Consider the following 21,335-nt stretch of genomic DNA (forward strand, 5'->3'; position numbering starts at 1 on the left):
AATCACCCATGTTGTTTGTTACTATCCAACAGCTTGAAGCTGCAATCAATTACTGGCGTAGCCAGTCTCCCTCAGAGATGGAGGGGGGTGAGTTGCGCCTATGTCCCGAAGCCTCTGCTCTTGCCAAGCCTTATGCCCTAATGATTGTCCAGGGCGCTTAGCGAATACCCGTTGATGTCTTGGATGATGTGGCGCGTTTGGCAATGCAAAAATTTCAAAAAACAGGCTAAGTAAATTTTATTTGTCCGTCCCTCGTTTTTAGGGTTATTGCTATATATAGCAATGCTAGCTTGGGGTAGCCTCATATTCTTGCTTCCAGGTCGGGAGTAGGGGTTATGAGATTGCACGAAACAATATTAAAAACAATTGGGCTAGGCAAATCCTTTAAGGGGGTTTCTGCAGTCACCGATGTGAGCTTAGATGTTGCTCGGGGAACTATTCACGCATTAATTGGGCCGAACGGTGCTGGCAAGACTACCTGCTTTAACGTGTGAATGAAGTTTTTGGAGCCAAGTAGCAGCCAAATCTTGTGTAATGGTTTTGATATTACCAAGGAAGCCCCGGCACAAATTGCTCGTCGGGATATTATTCGGTCTTTTCAGATTTCAGCTGTTTTTCCGCATTTATCGATTTTAGAGAATGTTCGTGTTGCACTGCATCGCGGGCTCGGCACCAAATTTCATTTTTGGAAATCAAGGTAATTCATTCAACATCCTCAATGAGCGCGCATTAGAGTTTTTATATGAGGTTTGGCTACAAGATTTTGCATATGAAGAAACCCTTAACTTGGCCTATGGGCGAAAGAGGGCTCTTGAAATAGCAACAACATTGGCCATGGAGCTAGAGCTGATGCTGTTAGATGAGTCTATACACGGAATGGACCATGAAGATGTTGAGCGCGTGATTGAGCTCATTGATCGTGTTGCCAAGGGGCATACCATATTGATGGTTGAGCACAATATGTCAATTGCCGACCGGATCACAGTGCTGCAGCGTGGCGCGGTTTTGGCTGAGGGTTCTTATCACGAGGTCTCTAATAACCCATTGGTGATCGAAGCTTATATGGGTAAGGGGTAGCCACGGGGGAGACAACCTATGAGTACTATGGCTTTAGAGGCTAAAAACCTAGAGTCTTGGTATGGTGAGTCCCATATTTTGCGTGGAGTTAACTTTGCTGTGCGCGATGGCGAGGTGGTTACTTTGCTTGGAAGAAATGGCGCCGATCGTAGCGTTATCCTTAAAACCATTTTGGGTTTCACTAGCAAGCGCACTGGTTCGGTAGAGATATATAGCACACAAACCATTTCAATGTCAACATACAGAATTGCTCGTTTAGGGGTTGGTTTGTGCCCAGAAGAGCGGGGTATTTTTGCTAGTCTAAGTGCTGAGGAGAATTTATTGCTTTTGCCAGAGGTTGCTTCCGGCGGAATGGGTTTAGACGAGATTTATGAAATGTTCCCCAATCTTTATGAAAGATGAAGCAGTCCAGGTACGTGCTTGTCTGGAGGGGGCAGCAGATGTTGGCAATGGCGCGGATTTTGAGCACAAGCGCGAAATTATTGCTGCTAGATGAAATTACTGAGGGGCTGCTGGTGCCCGTCATTGTGAAAAAAACTTGGGGAGAGGGTCACTAGTGTGCGCAACAAGGGCTTCACCATTGTTTTGCTGCGCCTTTAGCGGATCGCCACTATGTGGTTGAACATGGAAATGTGGTTGAGGTTGTAAATCAGAATGCGCTTGCTGAAAAAGCGGGTCTGTTAACTGAGTATCTGGGTGTCTATAGGAGATGGCAATGAAGTTAAAGCAAATAACCGTGTGTTTGGTTCAAGCCCTGCGTTTGCGCAAAGCGCATCGAAGATTAGTGGCGACGTTATCAAGATTGGCGTACTAACCGATCTTTCTTCAGTCTACTCTGAGTTAGCTGGTCCTGGAGCTGTCATCGCTGCCAAGATGGCCATTGCTGATTTTTCTAAAGACGGCACTGTTCTTGGTAAGCGGATTGAGCTTGTAAGCGCGGATCATCAAAACAAGGCTGATATTGCTGCGAATAAAGCTCGCGAGTAGTACGACAAAGACGGCGTGGACGTCATTGTTGAATTGATTTCTACCAATGTTGCTTTGGCAGTAATGGAGGTGGCTGAACAAAAGAATAAAATTACTCTCATTTCGGGTGCCGTTTCGTTGCCAATTACCAATGAAAAATGTACAGCCAATAACGTACATTGGACGTATGACACTTACGCGCTCTCTAACGGAATAGCTAAGGCGGTTGTAAAGCAGGGCAAGCAGAATTGGTACTTCCTGATTGCTGACTATGCCTTTGGCGCAGCCTTGGAGGGGGACTCAACCAAGGTGGTGAATGCTAATGGCGGTAAGGTGTTGGGTACCAGTAAGTATCCGTTTCCAAACAGCGACTTTTCGTCTTATATCTTAAAGGCGCAGGCTAGTGGAGCAGATGTAGTGGCCCTAGCAAATGCCGGTCAAGATACTATCAACAGTGTTAAGTAGGCATCTAAGTTTGGTATGAATCAAAAGCAAACCGTGGTGCCATTGCTAATGTTTATTACAGACGTTTACTCTTTGGGTTTAAATGCCGCACAAGGCATGTACCTTACAGAGGGCTTTTATTGGGACCGAGACGACAAGACCCTCGCCTTTGCAAAGCGCTTCATTGTGCAACACAAGCGTATGTCATCAAGCGTTCAGGCTGGCGTTTATTCCTCCGTTCTTACATATTTAAATGCAGTGCAAAAAGCAGGAACCGACGACACACAAGCTGTGATGAAGGCCTTGCAGGCTACAAACATTGATGATGAGCTCTTCAAAGGCAAGATCCGTGCCGATGGTAAGTTTGAGTATGATATGTATTTGTTAGCAGTGAAAAAACCAACTGAGTCTACGAGCACATGGGATGATTGCAACATGAAGGCAGTAATTCCTGCTGCTGAAGCGACTCAACCACTTTCATTGTCACGATACAAACTGGTTACTAATAAGTAATTGATTTCTATCTCTCTCGCATGTTTGCACTTCTCGGAAGTGCCCCAACAGTGGCTGGTTGCCCAGCTCTTGGTGGCTTATCAATGGCTCTTTCTATGCCATTTTGAGTTTTGGGATTGGCCATTATTTTTTGGCCTTCTCAACATTATTAATTTTGCCCATGGTGCGCAGTACACCATGGGCGCCTTTATTGCATGGATTGATTTAACCTAAATTAGTCAGTGGCTCGACTTTCCCGAGCTATCCATTAATTATTGGTTTGCTTTGATTGTCGTGCCCTTGGTGTTGGCGGGGTTCGGTTTCAGTCTTGAGCGAACGATGTTGCGCCGTTTTGATCACCTCGACTATCTTTACGGCTTATTGCTGACTTTTGGTTTGGCCTTAATTATTGGGGGTATGTTCCGTCACTGGTACGGAATTTCTGGTGAAAGCTACCCTGCTCCAGCAATATTGCAGGGTGCAATTCCTTTAGGGTCAATCGGTATTATTTTGCCGCAGTATCGCGTTTGGGTGGTTGCCATTTCCTTGGTGGTTTGCTTCTCTACTTGGTATGTTATCTAAAGAACTAAGATGGGCGCTGACTTGCGCGCTGGAACAGAAAATCCTAAATTACTTCAAGCTTTTGGTATCAACGTGCCGTTGATGATTTCTTTGGCTCACGCCTATGGTATCGGTTTGGCAGTTTTTGCGGGTGTTCTAGCAGCTCCTATTTTCCAAGTAAACCCATTAATTGGTTCCAACTTGATTATTGTTGTGTTTGCGGTGGTAGTTATTGGTGGTATGGGTCGATCATGGGCGCCATTTTGACTGGTTTGGGTTTGGGCTTAATTGAGGGTCTCACTAAGGTCTTTTATCCAGAAGCCTCCGACGTAGTGATTTTTGTGACCATGGCAATGGTTTTATTGATTCGTCCTGCTGGACTATGCGGGCAGGAGAAATAAATGTGAATCCAAAAACAAAATTACTTTACGTCATCTTGGTTTTGATAGGGCTACTATTATCTTTCCAGGACTTCATCTATCTTGTTTTTGCAATGAAGGTTTTGTGTTTTGCTTTATTTGCTTGCGCATTTAATTTGTTGCTTGGATTCACGGGCTTATTGTCTTTTGGTCACGCCGCGTTTTTTGGTAAAATCTCTTATATCACCGTCTACTTTTTTAAAGTAGCGGATTTCACGCCCGAGATAGGGATCATTCTGGGGGGTTGTAGGGTCGGGGGTTTTGGGTTTTTTGATTGGTTCCCTTACTATTCGCAGGCAAGGTATGTATTTTGCGATGCTAATTTTAGCTCTCTCGCAAATGATTTGCTTTTTAGCGGTGCAGTTACCTTATACCGGCGGCGAAGATAGCATTCAGGGCGGTACCTCGCGGGATGCTATTCAGCTTTGCTGTCATCATGCGCGCAGTTCGCTCACCGTTTTGTCAAGTTCTGAAAGCAATGCGTGAGAATGAGCTCTGTGCTATTTCTTTTGGATATGACGTCGACCGTTTCAAGCTGATGTCTTTTATCATTTCTGCCGCCCTTTCAGGGCTAGCCGGATCTATGAAGTCTCTTGTATTTCAGTTGGCCACATTAACCGATGTTCGCTGGCACATGTCAGGCGAGGTAGTGCTGATGACCTTATTTGGCGGAATGGGAACCATTCTTGGTCCTGTCGTTGGTGTGTAGGCATTGGAGTTGGCCTCTGCGTTTGGCAATGACCTGTTTTGCTGGGCTTGTTGATACGGTGGCTGGTGGAGGAGGTTTAATTCAGGTTCCTGCTTTATTTGTTGTGTATCCTGAAGCGTCCCCTGCAACATTGCTTTCTACCAATAAGGTTTCTGCCATTGGCGGAACCTTAAACACTGCAAGAAAATACTTGCGCCATGTTTCTTTGCCATGGGCAATTGTGTTGCCAACAATTGCGGCTGGTTTTGTAGGATCTCTGTTGGGTGCAAATGCGGTTAGCCCTTTCCCTGCGGAGCCTTTACGTAAGGCGCTCCCGTTCCTATTATTGTGTTTATTAATGTATACATGGTTCCAGCCGTCGTTTGGTCAAGCTCATGCTCCGAAAGGTTTCGGGTAGATCCAGCGGCTTCAAGGCGTAGCGCTAGGTTTGATTATTGGTTTTTATGATGGTTTTTTTGGTCCGGATATCGGAAGCTTTTTGCTATTTGATTTCTTACATGCGTCTGCAGCCACAAAGCTCGTAAATGTGGTTACCAATCTAGCGGCAATTTTGATGTTGGCTAGCCTTGGGCAAATTAATTGGCCTCTTGGTTTTGCAGTGATGATTGCAAATATTGCAGGTAGCCAATTTGGAAGTCGCTTAGCAATTAAACATGGCAGCACTTTTTTTAGGAAGATATTCCTCGTGATTGTGAGTGTATTAATTTTGAAGTCCGCCTGGAATGCCTATTTTATTAATTAAAACAAATACTTAGAAAATTAACCTCGATTTTTTAAGAATTTTGGCGTTTTTTGTTTCACGTGAAACAAACAAAATGCTATGATCATCGCCCTATCTGGGGCAAATCATGCATTATTCCAAAAGTTTCGATGTTATTGTTGTTGGCGGTGGTCATGCCGGAACCGAGGCCGCTCTCGCTTCTGCGCGCATGGGTTGCGACACGTTGCTGATCACGCACAGCATTGAAAATCTTGGCGCCATGAGCTGCAACCCTTCGATTGGTGGAATTGGTAAGGGGCATTTAGTTAAGGAAATTGATGCTATGGGCGGGGCCATGGCAGCCGCAACGGATGAGGCTGGAATCCAGTTTCGAATCCTCAACTCTAGCAAGGGCCCAGCTGTTCGTGCAACTCGTGCGCAAGGTGATCGAGTGCTTTATAAGGCTGCAATTCGTCGCCGCTTGGAAAACCAACCCAATCTAAGCCTTTTCCAGGCCGCAGTTGATGAGCTATTGGTCAAAGGCGACGAAGTCCAAGGCGTTCTTACTCAAATGGGCTTGGAATTTATGGCCAAACAAGTGGTTTTAACGGCGGGAACATTCTTGGATGGCAAGATTCATGTTGGTTTAAACAATTATGCCGGGGGTCGCGCCGGTGATCCTGCAGCAATCTCCTTGTCTGCGAGGCTGAAAGAGCTAAAACTTCTGCAGGGCAGGCTCAAAACTGGCACCCCACCCCGAATTGATGGAAGAACAATTAATTTTTCAGCCATGCTTGAGCAGCCGGGAGATTTGGATCCAGTGCCCGTATTTTCTTATTTGGGACGCCCAGAGCAGCACCCAAGACAGGTATCCTGTTGGATTTCTCATACTAACGAGCAAACTCACGACATTATTCGGGGCGGTTTAGACCGTTCACCTATGTATACCGGCGTAATTGAAGGGATTGGACCACGCTACTGCCCCTCTATTGAAGATAAGATTCACCGTTTTGCTTCCAAAAATAGCCACCAAATCTTTTTGGAGCCCGAGGGCTTAACGACAAATGAGTTTTATCCCAACGGAATTTCTACTAGCCTGCCTTTTGATGTTCAGTTGGAGCTGGTCCGCAGTATTCGTGGTATGGAGTCTGCGGTTATAGTTCGCCCTGGTTACGCGATTGAGTACGACTTCTTCGATCCGCGCCAATTGCGGCATAGTCTTGAAACTAAGGCGATTAGCGGTTTGTATTTTGCTGGCCAGATTAATGGCACAACAGGTTATGAAGAGGCGGCAGCACAAGGCATGCTGGCTGGAATTAACGCTGGTTTGGCCTCCAAAGGCAAGGAACCTTGGTTGCCTAAGCGTAGCGAGTCTTACATTGGTGTTTTGGTAGATGACTTGATGACCCGTGGGGTTCAAGAGCCTTATCGTATATTTACAAGTCGTGCTGAATACCGTTTAAGCCTTAGGGAAGACAACGCGGATATGCGTTTAACTACGATTGGTCGCCAACTTGGTTTAGTGGATGATTATCGTTGGGAGATGTTCTGTAGAAAACAAGAGGCTGTTTCACGTGAAACAGCTCGCTTGCAAGAGATTTGGATTGGCCCAAAACATGAGGCGGCGCCTTTGGTTTCGAAGTTTTTAGGCCAAGACTTATCTCACGAATGCAGTTTGACAGAGCTATTGAGGCGACCGGGGGTTACTTACGAGGCAATCACTGATTTGGGTAATGATATGTGGGCGGCGCCAGAGTCGCTGGACGAGGATCTTGGTTTAGCGGCGCAAATAAGCGATCAAGTTGAGATTTCCATCAAATATCAAGGATATATTGATCGTCAGGCAGTTGAAATTGCGCGTCAAGAACATAACGAAACATTTCCCATTCCAGAATCACTTGATTACTCGCAGGTTCTTGGTTTATCAAAAGAGGTTCAGCAAAAGCTGAATTTGCATAAGCCCAAAACATTAGGACAAGCAGGCCGCATTTCAGGTGTAACGCCTGCCGCACTCTCGCTTCTTTTGGTGCATCTTAAAAAAGGTTTGGGCCGCACCCAAGAAACCCATGAGTGAGGGTTTGCTTGCGCTGGGAATACAAGCGCTTGGCCTGGATTTAAGTTCAGTCAATCTTGCTGATTTAGAGTTATTTTTGCAAGAAATGGGGCGCTGGAATCAGGGCCATAATCACACTACAAGTGAGAACGAGAAGGAATCAATAATATTGTATCTTATTGATTATATTGCAGTTTTACCAGTTCTAAGACGTTGTTTAAAGGACCCCTCCCCTAGGATTGCAGATCTTGGTTCGGGTGGTGGGTTGCCAGCAATCCCGATTGCAATTGTTCAGCCAGGGTGGCGCATTTTTTTGATTGAAGCCATTCGGAAAAAGACCGCATTTTTACAGCATGTGCGCGGAAAATTAAAACTTAATTAAAGAGGCCAAAGAGGCTTATGAAACACTGACTGATCCCAATAAACGAGCTGCTTATGATCAGTAACACATTGAAGTGTTGTGTGAGAGAGTAGAAGATGTTGCGGTGCAGTAAACTGGTCAATTTGATGCGGTGATTTCTCGCGCATTTACGAAGCTCGCGCGTTTTTTTAGACTTGTCATTGCCCTTTCTGAAGCCTGATGGCCTTGGTATTTGCCATGAAAGCCAAGCGCGCTGATGATGAAATGAAAGATGTGTGCATGGGTGATGGGCGCTTAGTTGCTGATGAATCTCTGCATATCCCAACTTGAGCAGTGGCGAGAGGACTTGTGGTGTTGACCCCCGTGAGAAAATCCCCTCTTTCCTCTCAAGCAAATTCAATAGAAGCCATGGCAAAAATTTTCTGCATCGCAAATCAAAAAGGTGGCGTTGGCAAGACCACTACCGCTGTTAATTTGGCCGCAGGCTTGGCTGGATTGCAACAGCGAGTTTTGTTGGTTGATTTAGATCCGCAAGGTAATGCAACCATGGGATCTGGCATAGAGAAATCCGATTTAAGTATTGGCGTATATCACGTCTTAATTGGTATGGCGACAGTCAAGGAATGCGCGCAACGCTGTGAAAGTTCGGGTTATGACGTATTGCCGGCTAATCGTGATTTGGCGGGAGCTGAGATCGAGTTGGTGGATTTAGATTGGCGTGCAGTTCGCTTGAAAGATGCACTCGCACAAGTTGCAAATGATTACGACTTTATTTTGATTGATTGTCCGCCAGCATTGGCATTGCTGACGCTCAACGGATTGTGTGCTGCTAACGGAGTCATCGTTCCAATGCAATGTGAATATTTTGCATTGGAAGGTTTGTCTGATTTAGTGAATACGATTAAGCAAGTGCATGCAAATTTGAACCCCGATTTAGTGATCATTGGTCTTCTGCGCGTTATGTTTGATGCACGCATGACATTGCAACAACAAGTCTCTGATCAGTTACTAGAGCACTTCGGCGACAAGGTTTTCAAGACCATTATTCCGCGCAATGTAAGGCTAGCCGAGGCGCCCTCTTATGGGCTTCCTGGTGTTGCATTTGATAAGACATCTCGCGGCGCAAAAGCTTACCTAGAATTTGGTGCAGAGATGGTTGAGCGTATGAAAGAGATAAGATGGTTGCCATAAAGAAAAAAAGTTTGGGTAGAGGTCTTGAAGCTTTGCTCGGAGCAAAAACTCAAGCAACAAGTTCCTCTGCTGAAATCAATCGTTTGCCGCTCACGGCTTTGCAAGCGGGCAAATATCAACCACGTCAAAAAATGGAAGCGGGCGCTTTGCAGGAGCTAGCAGAAAGTATTCGTGAACAAGGTGTGATGCAGCCTTTGTTGGTGCGGTTGGTGGCGCTAGGTAAATATGAAATTATTGCGGGTGAAAGACGTTTTCGTGCGGCTACTATCGCTGGCTTAAAAGAAGTGCCTGTATTGGTTTCCGGTGCAGATGATCAAGCTGCGGCAGCAATGGTGTTAGTTGAAAATATGCAGAGAGAGGACTTAAATCCCCTTGAAGAATCCCAAGGTTTAGCAAGACTTATTGAGGAGTTTGGCTGTACTCATGAGCAGGCTGCTAAAGCTGTCGGCAAATCCCGTAGTGCAATTACCAATTTATTGCGCTTGGCACAATTAGCAAAACCAGTTCAGTCCATGTTGCTGGCGGGCGATATTGATATGGGGCATGCTCGTGCTCTTTTGCCTCTGCCTGGGGCTAGTCAGGTGGCCTTGGCCCAAAGAATCTCTGCTCAGGGTTTGTCGGTTCGCGAAGCAGAGAGAATAACGGCTGCTTTGGTAATTGCCGGCGGTCAAATAAGGGATCAAAAAGTTAAAAATAAGTCGGGACCCGCTACTCCAAGTAGCGATCCCGATATGCAACGTTTAACGCAAGAAATCGCTGATTTAATAGGTTTAAGCACTGAATTTAAGCTTAAAGGCAAAGGCGGAGAGCTCAGAATTCGTTTTAGCCAATTTGATGAACTTGATTCTTTATTAAAAAAGTTGGGTATTGGCTTTGCATAAGAAGAGTTTCATTAGGCCGAATGAATGGGACGACCAAGAGGATGACTCCTATAAGCCCCTTAGCAAAACTGAGATGGACATATTGCGAAAGGCAAAGCCAAGAAGCTTGGCCACCGTTAATGGTTGGCAAATTATTGCAAGTCAGGTGGTGCTTACCCTGATTATTGCTTGCTTTTGTTATATTTTTTTTGAACTACCAGAAAGAGTCGTTTATACTTATTCGGCTTTAGTTGGCGGTTTCATTGGTTTTTTGCCATCGGCGCTGTTTCTAGTGCGTTTAGAGGCTGCAAAAAAGAATGTCAAATCAAGTCCTGGCGGATTGTTAGCAGCAGTAGTTTCTGGCGAATTTTTAAAAATTCTAGCAACTATTTTCCTGTTTATTGGTTTTGCACTAAAGCAGCCTGATTTGAAATGGATTCCATTGCTTGTCACTTATTTAGCTACGCTCAAATGTTACTTGTTGGTGTGGCTTTGGAATTAACAAGCGATAAATATTGATAAGGGACAAGTTTAGAGATGTCTAGCGAAGTCAACGCAGCAGCAGGAATGGCTCAGCATGTAGCTACCGAACCGCTTACGCCCACTGCTTATATTGCTGAGCACTTACAAAATCTTAATAATGTTGGTGGACCTCAGCCTTCCATTATTGATTTCAGTGTTATAAATTTAGACACAATGTTGTGGACTAGCCTTATGGGCTTGTTGACTGTATTTTTGCTGGTAATTGCTGCTCGTAGAGCTACCCCAGGAGTTCCAGGCCGCTTTCAGTGTTTGGTTGAAATGCTTGTTGAGATGGTTGAAACCCAATCTAAGGGAATTGTCCAAGGTGATCGTAGCTATATCACCCCTTTAGCCCTCTTGGTATTTTGCTGGATCATTCTTTTAAATACTTTGGACCTTGTGCCAGTTGACTGGGTCTATGGCGTGAACCAATTTATTGGTGGCTTTGGTGTTCATGTGCCACATCACAAGATTGTGCCGACTACAGACCTAAATGCCACTCTTGGCCTTTCTTTCTCTGTACTCCTATTGGTTTTCTTTTACAGCTTCAAGGTAAAAGGTGTCGGTGGATTCATGCATGAAATGATTTCCGCACCATTTGGAGCGAAATGGTATCTCATGCCATTTAACCTTATCCTAAATATCATTGAATATATTGCCAAGGGCGTTTCTTTGGGAATGCGACTTTTTGGCAACATGTATGCGGGCGAATTGATCTTTTTGCTGCTTGCCTTGTTGGGAAGTATGTGGACCTTCAATTTAGATCTCTACATGCTCGGCTTCGTTGGTAACGTAATCGCCGGTTCTGCTTGGGCAATCTTCCATATTTTAGTCATTTTGTTGCAAGCTTTTATTTTTATGATGTTGACCTTGGTATACATTGGCCAAGCTCATAGTTACCATTAACCCTTTTATTTTTAACCTCACCTTCAAGACTTAGGAGTAAACATGCAAGCATTCTTAGCCAACATTCAAGGACTAACCGCTATCGGTATCGGCCTCATCATCGGCCTCGGCGCTTTAGGAGCCTGTTTGGGCATTGGCCTAATGGGTGGTAAGTTCATTGAGGGCGCTGCCCGTCAACCAGAACTTATCAATGAATTGCAAACCAAAATGTTCCTTTTGGCAGGTTTGATCGACGCTGCGTTTTTGATCGGCGTTGGTGTTGCAATGTTGTTTGCTTTCGCAAACCCACTGCTCGCAGTTATTAAGTAATTGTTTTGGCGTGGATGACCAACAAGTCATCCAATTGTTCTCAACAATACTGAAAGGAATATCGTGAATCTGAACGCAACCCTATTCGCGCAAATGATCGTCTTTTTTGTCTTATGGTGGGTTGTTGCACGTTTTGTGTGGCCTCCATTAGTAATGGCATTAGACGAACGTTCAACCAAAATTGCTGACGGTTTGGCTGCGGCTGAGCGTGGCAAAGAAGAATTAGCACGCGCAAATAACGAGGCTGAGCAAGAGCTTTTAAGGGTACGTCAAGAAGGTCTTCAGCGTGTTGCTGAAGCCGAGAAACGTGCGCAAATGTCTGCAGATGAAATTCGTGCGAATGCACAAGCAGAAGCCGCACGCATTATCGCTCAAGCAAAAGAAGACGCTGATCAGCAAGTTACTCGCGCTCGCGAAGTACTGCGTGCAGAAGTTGCTGTTCTAGCTGTGAAAGGTGCAGAGCAAATTTTGCGTCGTGAGGTTGACGCAAAAGCCCACGGTGCTTTGCTTGATCAACTTAAGGCAGAGCTTTGATATGGCTGAGTTAGCCACAATTGCGCGTCCTTATGCTGAAGCACTTTTTCAAAGTGTTAAGCCTACTGAGCTTGCTGCCATATTGGAGCAGTTAAATGAATTGGCCCAGCTTGCTGTGCTGCCGGAAGTTGCTGGATTATCTAATAATCCAAAGGTTTCCGCTGATGACTTGACCAAGCTTCTGTCTCGCATGGTGAAGACTAAGTTGGATGGTAAAGTCACGAGCTTTTTGAGTCTTGTGAATCAAAGACATCGTCTTGCGGCCATCCCTGAAATTGCAAGTCAATTCGAATCGATGAAAAACAAACGTGAAGGTGCAGCAGACGTGATGATTACAAGCGCATTCCCAATAGAGGGAAGTGCTCTAAATGATTTGTTGTCAGGTTTGAAGAAGCGCTTTGGGTGTAAAGATTTGCGCCCAACTATTCAGATTGATCCAGCATTGATTGGCGGTGTTCGCATTCAAGTTGGTGACGAGGTAATGGATAGTTCTGTAAAGGCACGGTTAGCTCAAATGCAAGCAAGCCTTGGCGCATAAGTTATCCCTATGAAGAACATACGACATAAGACCCAGGAGTCAGTAATGCAACTCAACCCTTCCGAGATCAGCGAGCTGATCAAAAGCCGAATTAGCGAAATGGGTGTTGACACCCAGTCTCGTAACGAAGGCACTGTAATTTCAGTGACCGATGGTATTTGCCGCGTACATGGCTTGTCAGGTGTTATGCAGGGCGAAATGTTGGAGTTTCCAAACAACACTATCGGCCTCGCATTAAACCTTGAGCGTGATTCTGTGGGTGCCGTAGTCTTGGGTGAGTATACTCACATTAAAGAAGGCGACTTAGTGAAATGTACGGGCCGTATTTTGGAGGTTCCAGTTGGTCCGGAGTTGCTAGGTCGCGTTGTTAACGCGCTCGGTCAGCCAATTGATGGCAAAGGCCTAATCAACACCAAGTTAACGGACTTTATTGAAAAAGTTGCTCCTGGCGTTATCGCACGTCAATCTGTTAGCCAGCCAGTGCAAACTGGCTTGAAGGCGATTGATGCGATGGTTCCAATTGGCCGTGGTCAGCGTGAGTTGATCATTGGTGACCGCCAAACAGGTAAGACTGCAGTTGCAGTTGACGCGATCATTAACCAAAAAGGTAAAGGCGTTTATTGCGTTTACGTAGCGATTGGTCAAAAGGCTTCTACTATTGCCAACGTTGTTCGCAAGCTAACTGAATTGGGTGCGATGGAGTACACCGTTGTTGTTGCAGCGAGTGCTTCTGAGTCAGCAGCGATGCAGTACCTTTCTGCATATGCGGGTTGCACAATGGGCGAATACTTCCGCGATCATGGCGAAGATGCTTTAATTGTTTACGATGATTTGACTAAACAAGCGGTTGCTTATCGTCAAATCTCCTTGTTGCTCCGCCGCCCACCAGGCCGCGAAGCTTATCCTGGCGACGTGTTCTACCTCCACTCACGCTTGCTTGAGCGCGCAGCACGTGTAAATGCCGAGTACGTAGAGAAGTTCACTAATGGCGCAGTAAAAGGTAAGACTGGATCTTTAACCGCATTACCTATTATCGAAACTCAAGCCGGTGACGTTTCTGCATTCGTTCCAACTAACGTAATTTCGATCACTGACGGACAGATTTTCTTGGACACCGATTTGTTCAATGCCGGTATTCGTCCGGCGATTAACGCCGGTATTTCTGTATCGCGCGTTGGTGGTGCAGCACAAACTAAAGCAATTAAGAAGTTGTCTGGTGGTATCCGTACCGACTTAGCTCAATACCGTGAATTGGCAGCATTTGCCCAGTTCGCATCTGATCTTGACGAAGCAACCCGCAAGCAGCTCGAGCGCGGTCGTCGCGTTACTGAATTGTGTAAGCAAGCTCAATACAAGCCACTCCAAGTTTGGGAAATGGCGGCTTCACTCTATGCTGTTAATAATGGCTTCTTTGATGATCTCGAAGTTAAAAATGTATTGCCCTTTGAAAAAGGTTTGCAAGATCATTTGAAATCTAAATACACGGATTTAGTTGCACGTATTGAAGAAACTAAAGACTGGAGCAAAGAGGACGAGGCTGCCTTGCGCGCCGCTATTGAGGATTACAAGTGTTTTGCCTCTTTCTAAGAAGGCTCGCATAAAGCATGGCAAGCACAAAAGAAATACGATTTAAGATCAAGAGCGTGCAAAACACGCGCAAGATCACGAAGGCAATGGAGATGGTCGCCGCATCCAAGATGCGGCGCGCCCAAGAGCGTATGCGTAATGCGCGCCCATATGCCGAAAAAATTCGTGAGATTGTTGCCAATCTTTCTAAAGCAAATCCTGAGTTTCGCCCTGCTTACATGGCGACTCGTGAAGTTAAGAAGGTTGGCACGATTTTGGTTACTGCAGATAAAGGCTTATGCGGCGGTTTAAATACCAACGTCTTGCGTTTGATTGCTAACCAAGTGCGTGATTTGCAGGCAAAAAATATCGATATTGCGTATACAGCAATCGGTTCAAAAGGCCTGCAATTTTTGAATCGCTCAAAAGCAAAACTCATTTCTCAAACAATCCAAATCGGCGACACGCCTCATCTGGATATTTTGATTGGTGCCATCACCGCTCAATTAGAAGCGTTTGAGCGTGGCGAGATTGATGCTGTTTATTTAGCTTACACCCGCTTTGTAAATGCAATGAAACAAGAGCCTGTTTTAGAAAAGCTTTTGCCTTTGGAGGTAGCCGATCTGACTCCTGAAGACAAGACAGACCCATCTTGGGATTACATCTACGAGCCTGACGCTGAGTCCATTCTGGATGGCTTATTAAAGCGTTATGTGGAAGCAATGATTTATCAAGCAGTTGCTGAAAATATGGCTTCTGAGCAGTCTGCACGCATGGTCTCCATGAAGGCTGCTTCAGACAATGCGAAGAATGTTATTGGCGAATTGCAATTGGATTACAACAAAACACGACAAGCTGCTATTACTAAAGAGCTTTCAGAAATTGTTGGCGGAGCGGCTGCAGTTTAAGCAGTCAGCGTTTAGGAATACGAAAGAATTCAGGAATTAAAAGCGGAGAAATGCGATGAGTAACGGAAATATCGTGCAATGTATCGGTCCAGTGGTGGACATTCAGTTCCCACGTGACAAAATGCCAAAAATTTATGATGCGTTGGTATTAGTTGATAGCGGCGAAAAATCATTTGCTGAAAAAGGCTTGACCCTTGAAGTTCAGCAACAAATTGGCGACGGTGTGGTTCGCGCGATTGCCATGGGTGCTAGCGATGGCTTGCGTCGTGGTATGGAAGTGAAATCTACTGGTATGCCAATTTCTGTTCCTGTAGGTCCTGCAACTTTGGGCCGCATCATGGACGTTTTGGGTCGTCCTATCGATGATGCTGGTCCGATTGCTACTGAAGAGCGTCGCGCTATTCACCAGCCAGCTCCAAAATTTGATGAACTCTCTCCTTCTGTGGACTTGTTAGAGACCGGTATTAAGGTTGTTGACTTAGTTTGCCCGTTTGCTAAGGGCGGTAAGATTGGTTTGTTCGGTGGTGCGGGTGTTGGTAAGACCGTGAACATGATGGAATTGATTAACAACATCGCTAAACAGCACTCAGGTTTGTCAGTGTTTGCCGGCGTTGGTGAGCGTACTCGTGAAGGTAATGACTTCTATCACGAGATGAAAGAATCTAACGTTATCGACAAAGTGGCGATGGTATTTGGTCAGATGAATGAACCTCCTGGCAACCGTTTGCGTGTTGCGTTGACAGGTTTGACAATGGCTGAAGCATTCCGTGACGAAGGCCGTGACATTTTGTTCTTCGTTGACAATATCTACCGTTACACATTGGCCGGTACTGAAGTTTCGGCGTTGCTCGGTCGTATGCCTTCTGCTGTGGGTTACCAGCCTACTTTGGCTGAAGAGATGGGTAAATTGCAAGAGCGTATTACGTCTACTAAGACTGGATCCGTTACATCTATTCAGGCCGTTTACGTTCCTGCGGATGACTTGACCGATCCGTCACCAGCCACAACCTTCTTGCACTTAGACTCCACCGTTGTGTTGTCACGTGATATTGCTGCATTGGGTATTTACCCAGCGGTTGATCCATTGGACTCAACCAGTCGTCAGCTGGATCCACAAGTTGTTGGCCAAGAGCATTATGAAGTAGCTCGCGACGTACAAATGACGTTGCAACGCTACAAAGAATTGCGCGACATTATTGCGATTTTGGGTATGGATGAATTGTCACCAGAAGATAAATTAGCCGTATCACGCGCTCGTAAGATTCAGCGTTTCTTGTCCCAGCCTTTCCACGTTGCCGAAGTGTTTACTGGTTCACCAGGCAAATACGTTCCATTGAAAAAAACTATCCGTGGTTTTAAAATGATCTGCAGTGGCGAATTAGATCACTTGCCTGAGCAAGCGTTCTATATGGTGGGCTCAATTGATGAAGCCATTGAGAAAGCTAAGAAGCTTTAATCGAACTCATCTAGGGAAGTTATGTCAACCATACGCGTAGATGTAGTAAGTGCTGAGCAATCTATTTTCAGCGGTGAAGCCAAGTTTGTTGTGCTTCCCGGTGAAACTGGTGAGCTCGGTATTTTGCATGGCCACACTCCTTTGATTACACGCATTCGTCCAGGATCGGTGCGCATTGAAAAAACGGATGGGGACGAAGAATTTGTATTCGTAGCAGGTGGCTATTTAGAGGTTCAACCAGATTACGTAACTGTCTTAGCAGATACAGCGATTCGTGGCCATGATCTTGATGAAGCAAAAGCATTAGAGGCAAAGAAGCGCGCGGAAGAGGCAATGCAAAACCGTGGCACTGACTTTGACTTGGCTTTGGCTCAGTCTGAGTTTGCTATGGCAGCTGCTCAACTTGCTGCCATTGCTCGTTTCCGCCGTAAAAAATAATTACCGGTTATCTCCTTGTTGTTAAACGATCGGTTTCTAAAAGCCTGCCTGGGTGAAGCGATTGATCAAACATCGCTTTGGCTCATGCGTCAAGCCGGTCGATACCTCCCTGAATACAATGCGACCCGCGCCAAAGCTGGAAGCTTTTTGGGACTCGCAACCAATCCAGCATATGCCACCGAAGTAACTCTACAGCCACTGGATCGCTATCCCTTGGATGCAGTTATATTGTTTTCCGATATTTTGACTGTTCCCGATGCTATGGGATTGGGTCTGAAATTTGCTGCAGGCGAAGGCCCAACTTTTGAGCATCCCCTTCGTACTGAAGGGGCGGTCAAAAAGCTGCGCGTGGCAAACATGGATGAGTTGAAATATGTTTTTGATGCTGTTTCTCAAATTCGCAAAGCGCTGATTCAAGATGGTAAACAGCGTGTTCCGTTGATTGGTTTTTCTGGAAGCCCGTGGACTTTGGCTTGCTACATGATTGATGGTTCTAGCGCTGATGAATTTCGCCATGCTAAAACCATGATGTTTAGCCGCCCAGATTTGATGCAACATATTTTAGATGTAAATGCGCAGTCAGTTGCAGCCTATCTTACCGAGCAAGTTAAAGCAGGCGCACAAGCATTAATGATTTTTGATACCTGGGGTGGAATGCTGCCTGATGGTTGGTATCAAACAATATCTTTGGCAGCAATACAAAAAGTAATTGCTCTTTTGCCGCGTGAACACGAGGGAAGAAAAATTCCTGTCATTATGTTCACCAAGGGCGGCGCAATTTGGTTAAATGACATGGCTCAAGTTGGAGCTGATGTAATTGCTCTTGACTGGACAATGTCACTTAGTCGGGCCAGAAAACAATTGTTGGGCATCAACAAGCCTTTGGCATTGCAAGGCAATTTAGACCCTCTCATTCTGTTTTCAGAGCCTAAGCAAATAGCGGCACAGGCAAATCTTATCCTCGAGGATTTAGCAAGCGCTCCAACTCTTAAGGCCGGTTTACATCCTTTGGACGGCCATGTTTTTAATTTAGGCCACGGTATTTCTCAATTCACCCCACCCGAGAGCGTTACTGCTCTTGCGGAAGCTGTTATTAATCGCTCAAGGTTACTAAGAGCAAAGTCATAAGCCTGAGTGATTGTTAACTTTCCATTGAAGTTTTGAATGAAAGTTATACACAGGTAGCGACAAACTTCAATATTCAGGGAGATTCCGATTAATGATGAAAATTTACTTTCGCATTTGTTTGTAAAGCATTGATTAATAAATAAAATAAGTAACAAGCTTTAAAAGGGTATAAAAACAAAAAACTGATAAATTAGCTTCTAAATCAGAAATCTTCGATGATATCCACAGACTTATCCACAAGATAAAAAGAAATTTGAAGTGATACATGTCCCTTGCCATCGTTGTCCAAGTAGTCGTTGATAGACCCCTAGCCCAGGGCTTCGAATACCTGTGGGACAAGGAGGCTCTTGGTGACGCTCCAGCAGTGGGGGGGATAGTTGAGGTTCCTTTCGGACGAAGCTTATTGGTTGGTTTGGTAATTAAAGTAAGCGCTCACTCTGATTTTGAAATAGATAAATTAAAGTATGTTACTAGACGCGCGCCATTAGACCCGCTTGACCCAGCTGTTTTACGCCTGATGAACTTTGCAAGCCAGTATTACGTCCATGCGCTTGGGGAAACCATCATCCCTACCATTCCGCAGATGTGGAAAAAACCAAATGACTGGGAAAAGATCCCTAAAAAATTAGCGGTTGAGCAAGAAAAGAAAAGGAAAAAAAATAACTCAGAATTTAGCGAGAGTCGTATTGAAGAATATCAGCTGAATATCTGTCAAAAAAATGCTCTCAAACAATTGCGCCCATGTTCGAAAAATGAATTCAAAGTCATTCTCTTGCAGGGGCAAACAGGCAGTGGAAAAACAGCGGTATTTTTGAATTGGTTAAGTGACGTTTTGCAGGACCCAAGCTCGCAAGTCTTGCTGCTAGTTCCGGAAATAAATTTAACGCCTCAGCTAGAGCGTAGAGTATGCACATATTTTCCTGACAAGAAAATGGCCGTACTTCATAGTGGAATTAGCGAAAAAGTAAGAGGCATTGCCTGGCATGATTCTATGGTCGGTAAGGCACAAATTATTTTAGGAACGCGTTTAGCTGCATTGACACCAATACCAAATTTAAAGGCGATTGTTGTAGATGAGGAGCATGACGTTTCTTATAAGCAGCAAGTTGGTATTCGCTACTCAGCACGCGATCTCGCTATTTGGCGCGCTCACGATCTTAAGATTCCAATCCTATTGGCGTCAGCAACACCTTCGCTTGAAACCTGGGTGGCTGCTAGGGGTGGCCGCTATGAATATATACGTCTAGACCAGCGGGCACAAGGTGCAAGTTTGCCTAAGGTGTATTTGATAAATACACGTGATCCGCAATCTCAATTTAGTCCAAGCGATGCCGATAATCCTAAAACTAAAAGCCTGCTTACTAAAACTTTAGCTAATGCAGTGAGTCAGAATTTGGAAGCGAAGCAGCAAAGCTTAATACTGATCAATCGACGCGGTTACGCACCAGTATTCAGTTGTGGAGCTTGTTCATGGTTATCCAGATGCGAGCAATGTAGTTCATATATGGTGGTTCATAAGGCGGGCGCCTTTGGTCGTAACTCGGTCATGAGTTGTCATCACTGTGGCTTGGTAAAGAATGTCGTCAGCCATTGTCCTGATTGTGGAAATGCAGATCTAAAAACTTTGGGGCAAGGAACTCAGAGAATTGAAGACTCTATTGAGGAGATGTGGCCTACAGCAAGAATATTAAGAGTGGATGCTGATTCAAGTCGCAAGAGTAAGGGGGCGGAAGAACTTTTTCAGAGGATACATGAAGGTACTGTGGATATAGTGGTCGGTACTCAAATGATTGCAAAAGGTCATGACTACCAGAACATTGGGTTGGTGGCTATATTAGATGCAGACAACAGATTGTTCTCTCAAGACTTCAGGGCTGCAGAAAGATTATTTGCACAATTGGTCCAGGTTGCTGGACGCGCTGGACGCTCAAATAAAGATGGTGAAACGGGCGGCGCAATATATATTGAGACACAGTTCCCTGATGCAGCCGTTTTTCAGTACTTATTAACACATGATGTAGATGGATTTTTATCTTTTACTGCACACGAAAGAAAAGAAGCGGGGCTTCCCCCTTTTACCTATCAAGCGCTTATCCATGCTGAAGGAAAGAGCTTGGATAAGGCAATCAATTTCCTGAATCTATTGAAAGGGAATTTAAAGTCCCGTGGCCATGTAAAAAAAGGCCTCAGGGTATACGACCCAGTACCAAAAGCAGTGATGCGCGTTGCGGGTAGCGAGCGTGCTCAACTGTTGGTTGAGTCAGATAATCGTAAATCCTTGCAAGACGTTTTAGAGGAGATTGATCGGTATTTGCGTGATCAATCTCAAGGGCGCATTAGCAAAGAGGGCCGTATTCGCTGGTTGATTGAGCGCGATCCAATTTCGATTTAACCCTTATGCGCCTGGGCCCGAGTGATATTTTTCAAGACTCAAGAGTTGATTTAAATCAGATGAAAGCACTTCATCTGAAGTCGGCTTGATTTTGAATAACTAAACGCCGTATGGGTTTTCATTGACGATTTCAGGGGCAGCGTCTACATCTCGTCATTAAGTGCGACGACCTTTCCTCTCACCGGGGCATAAATGTCACTGGCAGCCTTAACGGATTCAACGACCGCAATAGCTTCGCCTTTCTTTACTAGTTGCCCAACTTTGGGCGCTTGAAAAGACATGACATCACCTAGCGCTTCTTGTGCGTGGTTGCTTATTCCAATCCAAACTAGGCCATCGTTTTGTAGATCGGCCCACTCGTGAGTTTCTGCAAATTTAAATGTGTCTTGGCTATTTATCGTTTTATCCTTTAAAAGCATTGTATGCTCAGTCAAATAAACTAGCATCTCTCTTATGATTTATTTTCATGCCTAGCATATATGCCAATTAAATTGGGAATTGTTCCGGTTACGGAACAATCCCAACATTTGGTAAAGATCGCAAAACAAATCCCTATGTTAGGGATGGTGCTTAAAAGTTTTGACTACAAACGGGATCAGGTTTTTGCGGAACCAGTGCGATGTGTTCGGTTGTATAAACAGCTTGCGCATATCCAACGTTGCTTACGATTACTTGTAGGAATCCACGTGCCACCCTCAAGTCGTTTTTCGCGACTGCAAGAAGAGCAAAATTTAAGACTCTGAGAGGTGTCTTGGGTAGCTGCTGGAGTCGATGTAGTCATGGATAATCCGGGTAAGACAAATCT

16 protein-coding genes and 8 pseudogenes are annotated in these 21,335 nt (G+C 45.1%); 22 read left to right on the plus strand and 2 right to left on the minus strand.

Going from position 1 to position 21,335, the window contains the following annotated elements; translation table 11 throughout:
• Window positions 1-8 precede the first annotated feature (8 nt).
• The 22 genes and pseudogenes from DXE31_RS03715 to priA all read left to right on the plus strand — a co-directional run.
• Window positions 9-158, plus strand: a pseudogene (locus DXE31_RS03715) (DUF3717 domain-containing protein); the annotation flags it as partial.
• Between the two features lie 177 nt (window positions 159-335).
• A pseudogene (locus DXE31_RS03720) lies at window positions 336-1,077 on the plus strand (ABC transporter ATP-binding protein).
• Window positions 1,078-1,095: 18 nt separating this feature from the next.
• Window positions 1,096-1,796 (plus strand): annotated as a pseudogene (locus DXE31_RS03725) (ABC transporter ATP-binding protein).
• A 19-nt stretch (window positions 1,797-1,815) separates the two neighbouring features.
• A pseudogene (locus DXE31_RS03730) lies at window positions 1,816-3,000 on the plus strand (ABC transporter substrate-binding protein).
• Window positions 3,001-3,024: 24 nt separating this feature from the next.
• A pseudogene (locus DXE31_RS03735) lies at window positions 3,025-3,941 on the plus strand (branched-chain amino acid ABC transporter permease).
• Window positions 3,923-4,662, plus strand: a pseudogene (locus tag DXE31_RS03740) (branched-chain amino acid ABC transporter permease); the annotation flags it as partial. The pseudogenes DXE31_RS03735 and DXE31_RS03740, both read left to right, overlap by 19 nt.
• Window positions 4,663-4,696: 34 nt before the next feature.
• A pseudogene (locus DXE31_RS03745) lies at window positions 4,697-5,410 on the plus strand (sulfite exporter TauE/SafE family protein).
• Window positions 5,411-5,516: 106 nt separating this feature from the next.
• Window positions 5,517-7,442: a tRNA uridine-5-carboxymethylaminomethyl(34) synthesis enzyme MnmG gene (mnmG, locus tag DXE31_RS03750; RefSeq protein WP_114697851.1), complete on the plus strand. Its 1,926-nt coding sequence runs from the start codon at window positions 5,517-5,519 to the stop codon at window positions 7,440-7,442.
• Window positions 7,435-7,803, plus strand: coding sequence for a 16S rRNA (guanine(527)-N(7))-methyltransferase RsmG (locus DXE31_RS11105; protein WP_231969334.1), 369 nt, complete (start codon window positions 7,435-7,437; stop codon window positions 7,801-7,803). The genes mnmG and DXE31_RS11105 overlap by 8 nt, the downstream gene beginning before the upstream one ends.
• Window positions 7,804-8,190: 387 nt before the next feature.
• On the plus strand, window positions 8,191-8,973 hold the full coding sequence (locus tag DXE31_RS03760) for a ParA family protein (protein ID WP_114697852.1): 783 nt from the start codon (window positions 8,191-8,193) through the stop codon (window positions 8,971-8,973).
• Entirely contained in the window at window positions 8,961-9,854 is an 894-nt protein-coding gene (locus DXE31_RS03765) for a ParB/RepB/Spo0J family partition protein (RefSeq protein ID WP_114697853.1), read from the plus strand. Before DXE31_RS03760 ends, DXE31_RS03765 begins: the two co-directional genes overlap by 13 nt.
• Before the next feature lie 106 nt (window positions 9,855-9,960).
• The gene (locus DXE31_RS03770; protein ID WP_162785532.1) at window positions 9,961-10,335 is read left to right on the plus strand and encodes an ATP synthase subunit I; all 375 of its coding nucleotides are present in this window, start codon (window positions 9,961-9,963) and stop codon (window positions 10,333-10,335) included.
• 35 nt (window positions 10,336-10,370) lie between these two features.
• A complete protein-coding gene (gene atpB, locus DXE31_RS03775; protein ID WP_114697855.1) occupies window positions 10,371-11,261 on the plus strand; it encodes a F0F1 ATP synthase subunit A in 891 nt (296 codons plus the stop codon).
• 42 nt (window positions 11,262-11,303) lie between these two features.
• Window positions 11,304-11,570, plus strand: a complete 267-nt coding sequence (gene atpE, locus DXE31_RS03780; RefSeq protein WP_028818346.1) for a F0F1 ATP synthase subunit C — start codon at window positions 11,304-11,306, stop codon at window positions 11,568-11,570.
• Between the two features lie 63 nt (window positions 11,571-11,633).
• Window positions 11,634-12,104, plus strand: coding sequence for a F0F1 ATP synthase subunit B (locus DXE31_RS03785; RefSeq protein ID WP_114697856.1), 471 nt, complete (start codon window positions 11,634-11,636; stop codon window positions 12,102-12,104).
• Between the two features lies 1 nt (window position 12,105).
• Window positions 12,106-12,642 carry a F0F1 ATP synthase subunit delta gene (locus tag DXE31_RS03790; RefSeq protein ID WP_114697857.1) on the plus strand — a complete coding sequence of 179 codons (537 nt, stop codon included), beginning with the start codon at window positions 12,106-12,108 and terminating at the stop codon, window positions 12,640-12,642.
• A gap of 45 nt (window positions 12,643-12,687) precedes the next feature.
• Complete coding sequence (gene atpA, locus DXE31_RS03795; protein WP_114697858.1) at window positions 12,688-14,229, plus strand: F0F1 ATP synthase subunit alpha; 1,542 nt, start codon at window positions 12,688-12,690, stop codon at window positions 14,227-14,229.
• Window positions 14,230-14,246: 17 nt separating this feature from the next.
• Window positions 14,247-15,116 carry a F0F1 ATP synthase subunit gamma gene (gene atpG, locus DXE31_RS03800; protein ID WP_114697859.1) on the plus strand — a complete coding sequence of 290 codons (870 nt, stop codon included), beginning with the start codon at window positions 14,247-14,249 and terminating at the stop codon, window positions 15,114-15,116.
• A gap of 55 nt (window positions 15,117-15,171) precedes the next feature.
• Complete coding sequence (gene atpD / locus DXE31_RS03805; RefSeq protein ID WP_114697860.1) at window positions 15,172-16,572, plus strand: F0F1 ATP synthase subunit beta; 1,401 nt, start codon at window positions 15,172-15,174, stop codon at window positions 16,570-16,572.
• Between the two features lie 21 nt (window positions 16,573-16,593).
• The gene (locus DXE31_RS03810) at window positions 16,594-17,010 is read left to right on the plus strand and encodes a F0F1 ATP synthase subunit epsilon (RefSeq protein WP_114697861.1); all 417 of its coding nucleotides are present in this window, start codon (window positions 16,594-16,596) and stop codon (window positions 17,008-17,010) included.
• 9 nt (window positions 17,011-17,019) lie between these two features.
• The gene (hemE, locus tag DXE31_RS03815; protein WP_114697862.1) at window positions 17,020-18,138 is read left to right on the plus strand and encodes a uroporphyrinogen decarboxylase; all 1,119 of its coding nucleotides are present in this window, start codon (window positions 17,020-17,022) and stop codon (window positions 18,136-18,138) included.
• Between the two features lie 265 nt (window positions 18,139-18,403).
• Window positions 18,404-20,530, plus strand: a complete 2,127-nt coding sequence (priA, locus tag DXE31_RS03820; RefSeq protein WP_114697863.1) for a replication restart helicase PriA — start codon at window positions 18,404-18,406, stop codon at window positions 20,528-20,530.
• 3 nt (window positions 20,531-20,533) lie between these two features.
• On the opposite strand, the pseudogene DXE31_RS03825 reads toward priA, so the two are convergent.
• Window positions 20,534-20,949 (minus strand): annotated as a pseudogene (locus DXE31_RS03825) (glycine cleavage system protein H).
• A gap of 176 nt (window positions 20,950-21,125) precedes the next feature.
• The gene (locus DXE31_RS09730; protein WP_129560400.1) at window positions 21,126-21,311 is read right to left on the minus strand and encodes a hypothetical protein; all 186 of its coding nucleotides are present in this window, start codon (window positions 21,309-21,311) and stop codon (window positions 21,126-21,128) included.
• Window positions 21,312-21,335: the final 24 nt, after the last annotated feature.

This window comes from Polynucleobacter necessarius, from assembly GCF_900095185.1.
GTDB lineage: Bacteria > Pseudomonadota > Gammaproteobacteria > Burkholderiales > Burkholderiaceae > Polynucleobacter.

Coding starts and splice junctions, on each gene's coding strand:
- mnmG (WP_114697851.1), top strand. CDS start 5,517: ATGCATTATTCCAAAAGTTTCGATGTTATTGTTGTTGGCGGTGGTCAT.
- DXE31_RS11105 (WP_231969334.1), top strand. CDS start 7,435: ATGAGTGAGGGTTTGCTTGCGCTGGGAATACAAGCGCTTGGCCTGGAT.
- DXE31_RS03760 (WP_114697852.1), top strand. CDS start 8,191: ATGGCAAAAATTTTCTGCATCGCAAATCAAAAAGGTGGCGTTGGCAAG.
- DXE31_RS03765 (WP_114697853.1), top strand. CDS start 8,961: ATGGTTGCCATAAAGAAAAAAAGTTTGGGTAGAGGTCTTGAAGCTTTG.
- atpB (WP_114697855.1), top strand. CDS start 10,371: ATGTCTAGCGAAGTCAACGCAGCAGCAGGAATGGCTCAGCATGTAGCT.
- atpE (WP_028818346.1), top strand. CDS start 11,304: ATGCAAGCATTCTTAGCCAACATTCAAGGACTAACCGCTATCGGTATC.
- DXE31_RS03790 (WP_114697857.1), top strand. CDS start 12,106: ATGGCTGAGTTAGCCACAATTGCGCGTCCTTATGCTGAAGCACTTTTT.
- atpA (WP_114697858.1), top strand. CDS start 12,688: ATGCAACTCAACCCTTCCGAGATCAGCGAGCTGATCAAAAGCCGAATT.
- atpG (WP_114697859.1), top strand. CDS start 14,247: ATGGCAAGCACAAAAGAAATACGATTTAAGATCAAGAGCGTGCAAAAC.
- atpD (WP_114697860.1), top strand. CDS start 15,172: ATGAGTAACGGAAATATCGTGCAATGTATCGGTCCAGTGGTGGACATT.
- DXE31_RS03810 (WP_114697861.1), top strand. CDS start 16,594: ATGTCAACCATACGCGTAGATGTAGTAAGTGCTGAGCAATCTATTTTC.
- priA (WP_114697863.1), top strand. CDS start 18,404: ATGTCCCTTGCCATCGTTGTCCAAGTAGTCGTTGATAGACCCCTAGCC.
- DXE31_RS09730 (WP_129560400.1), bottom strand. CDS start 21,311: ATGACTACATCGACTCCAGCAGCTACCCAAGACACCTCTCAGAGTCTT.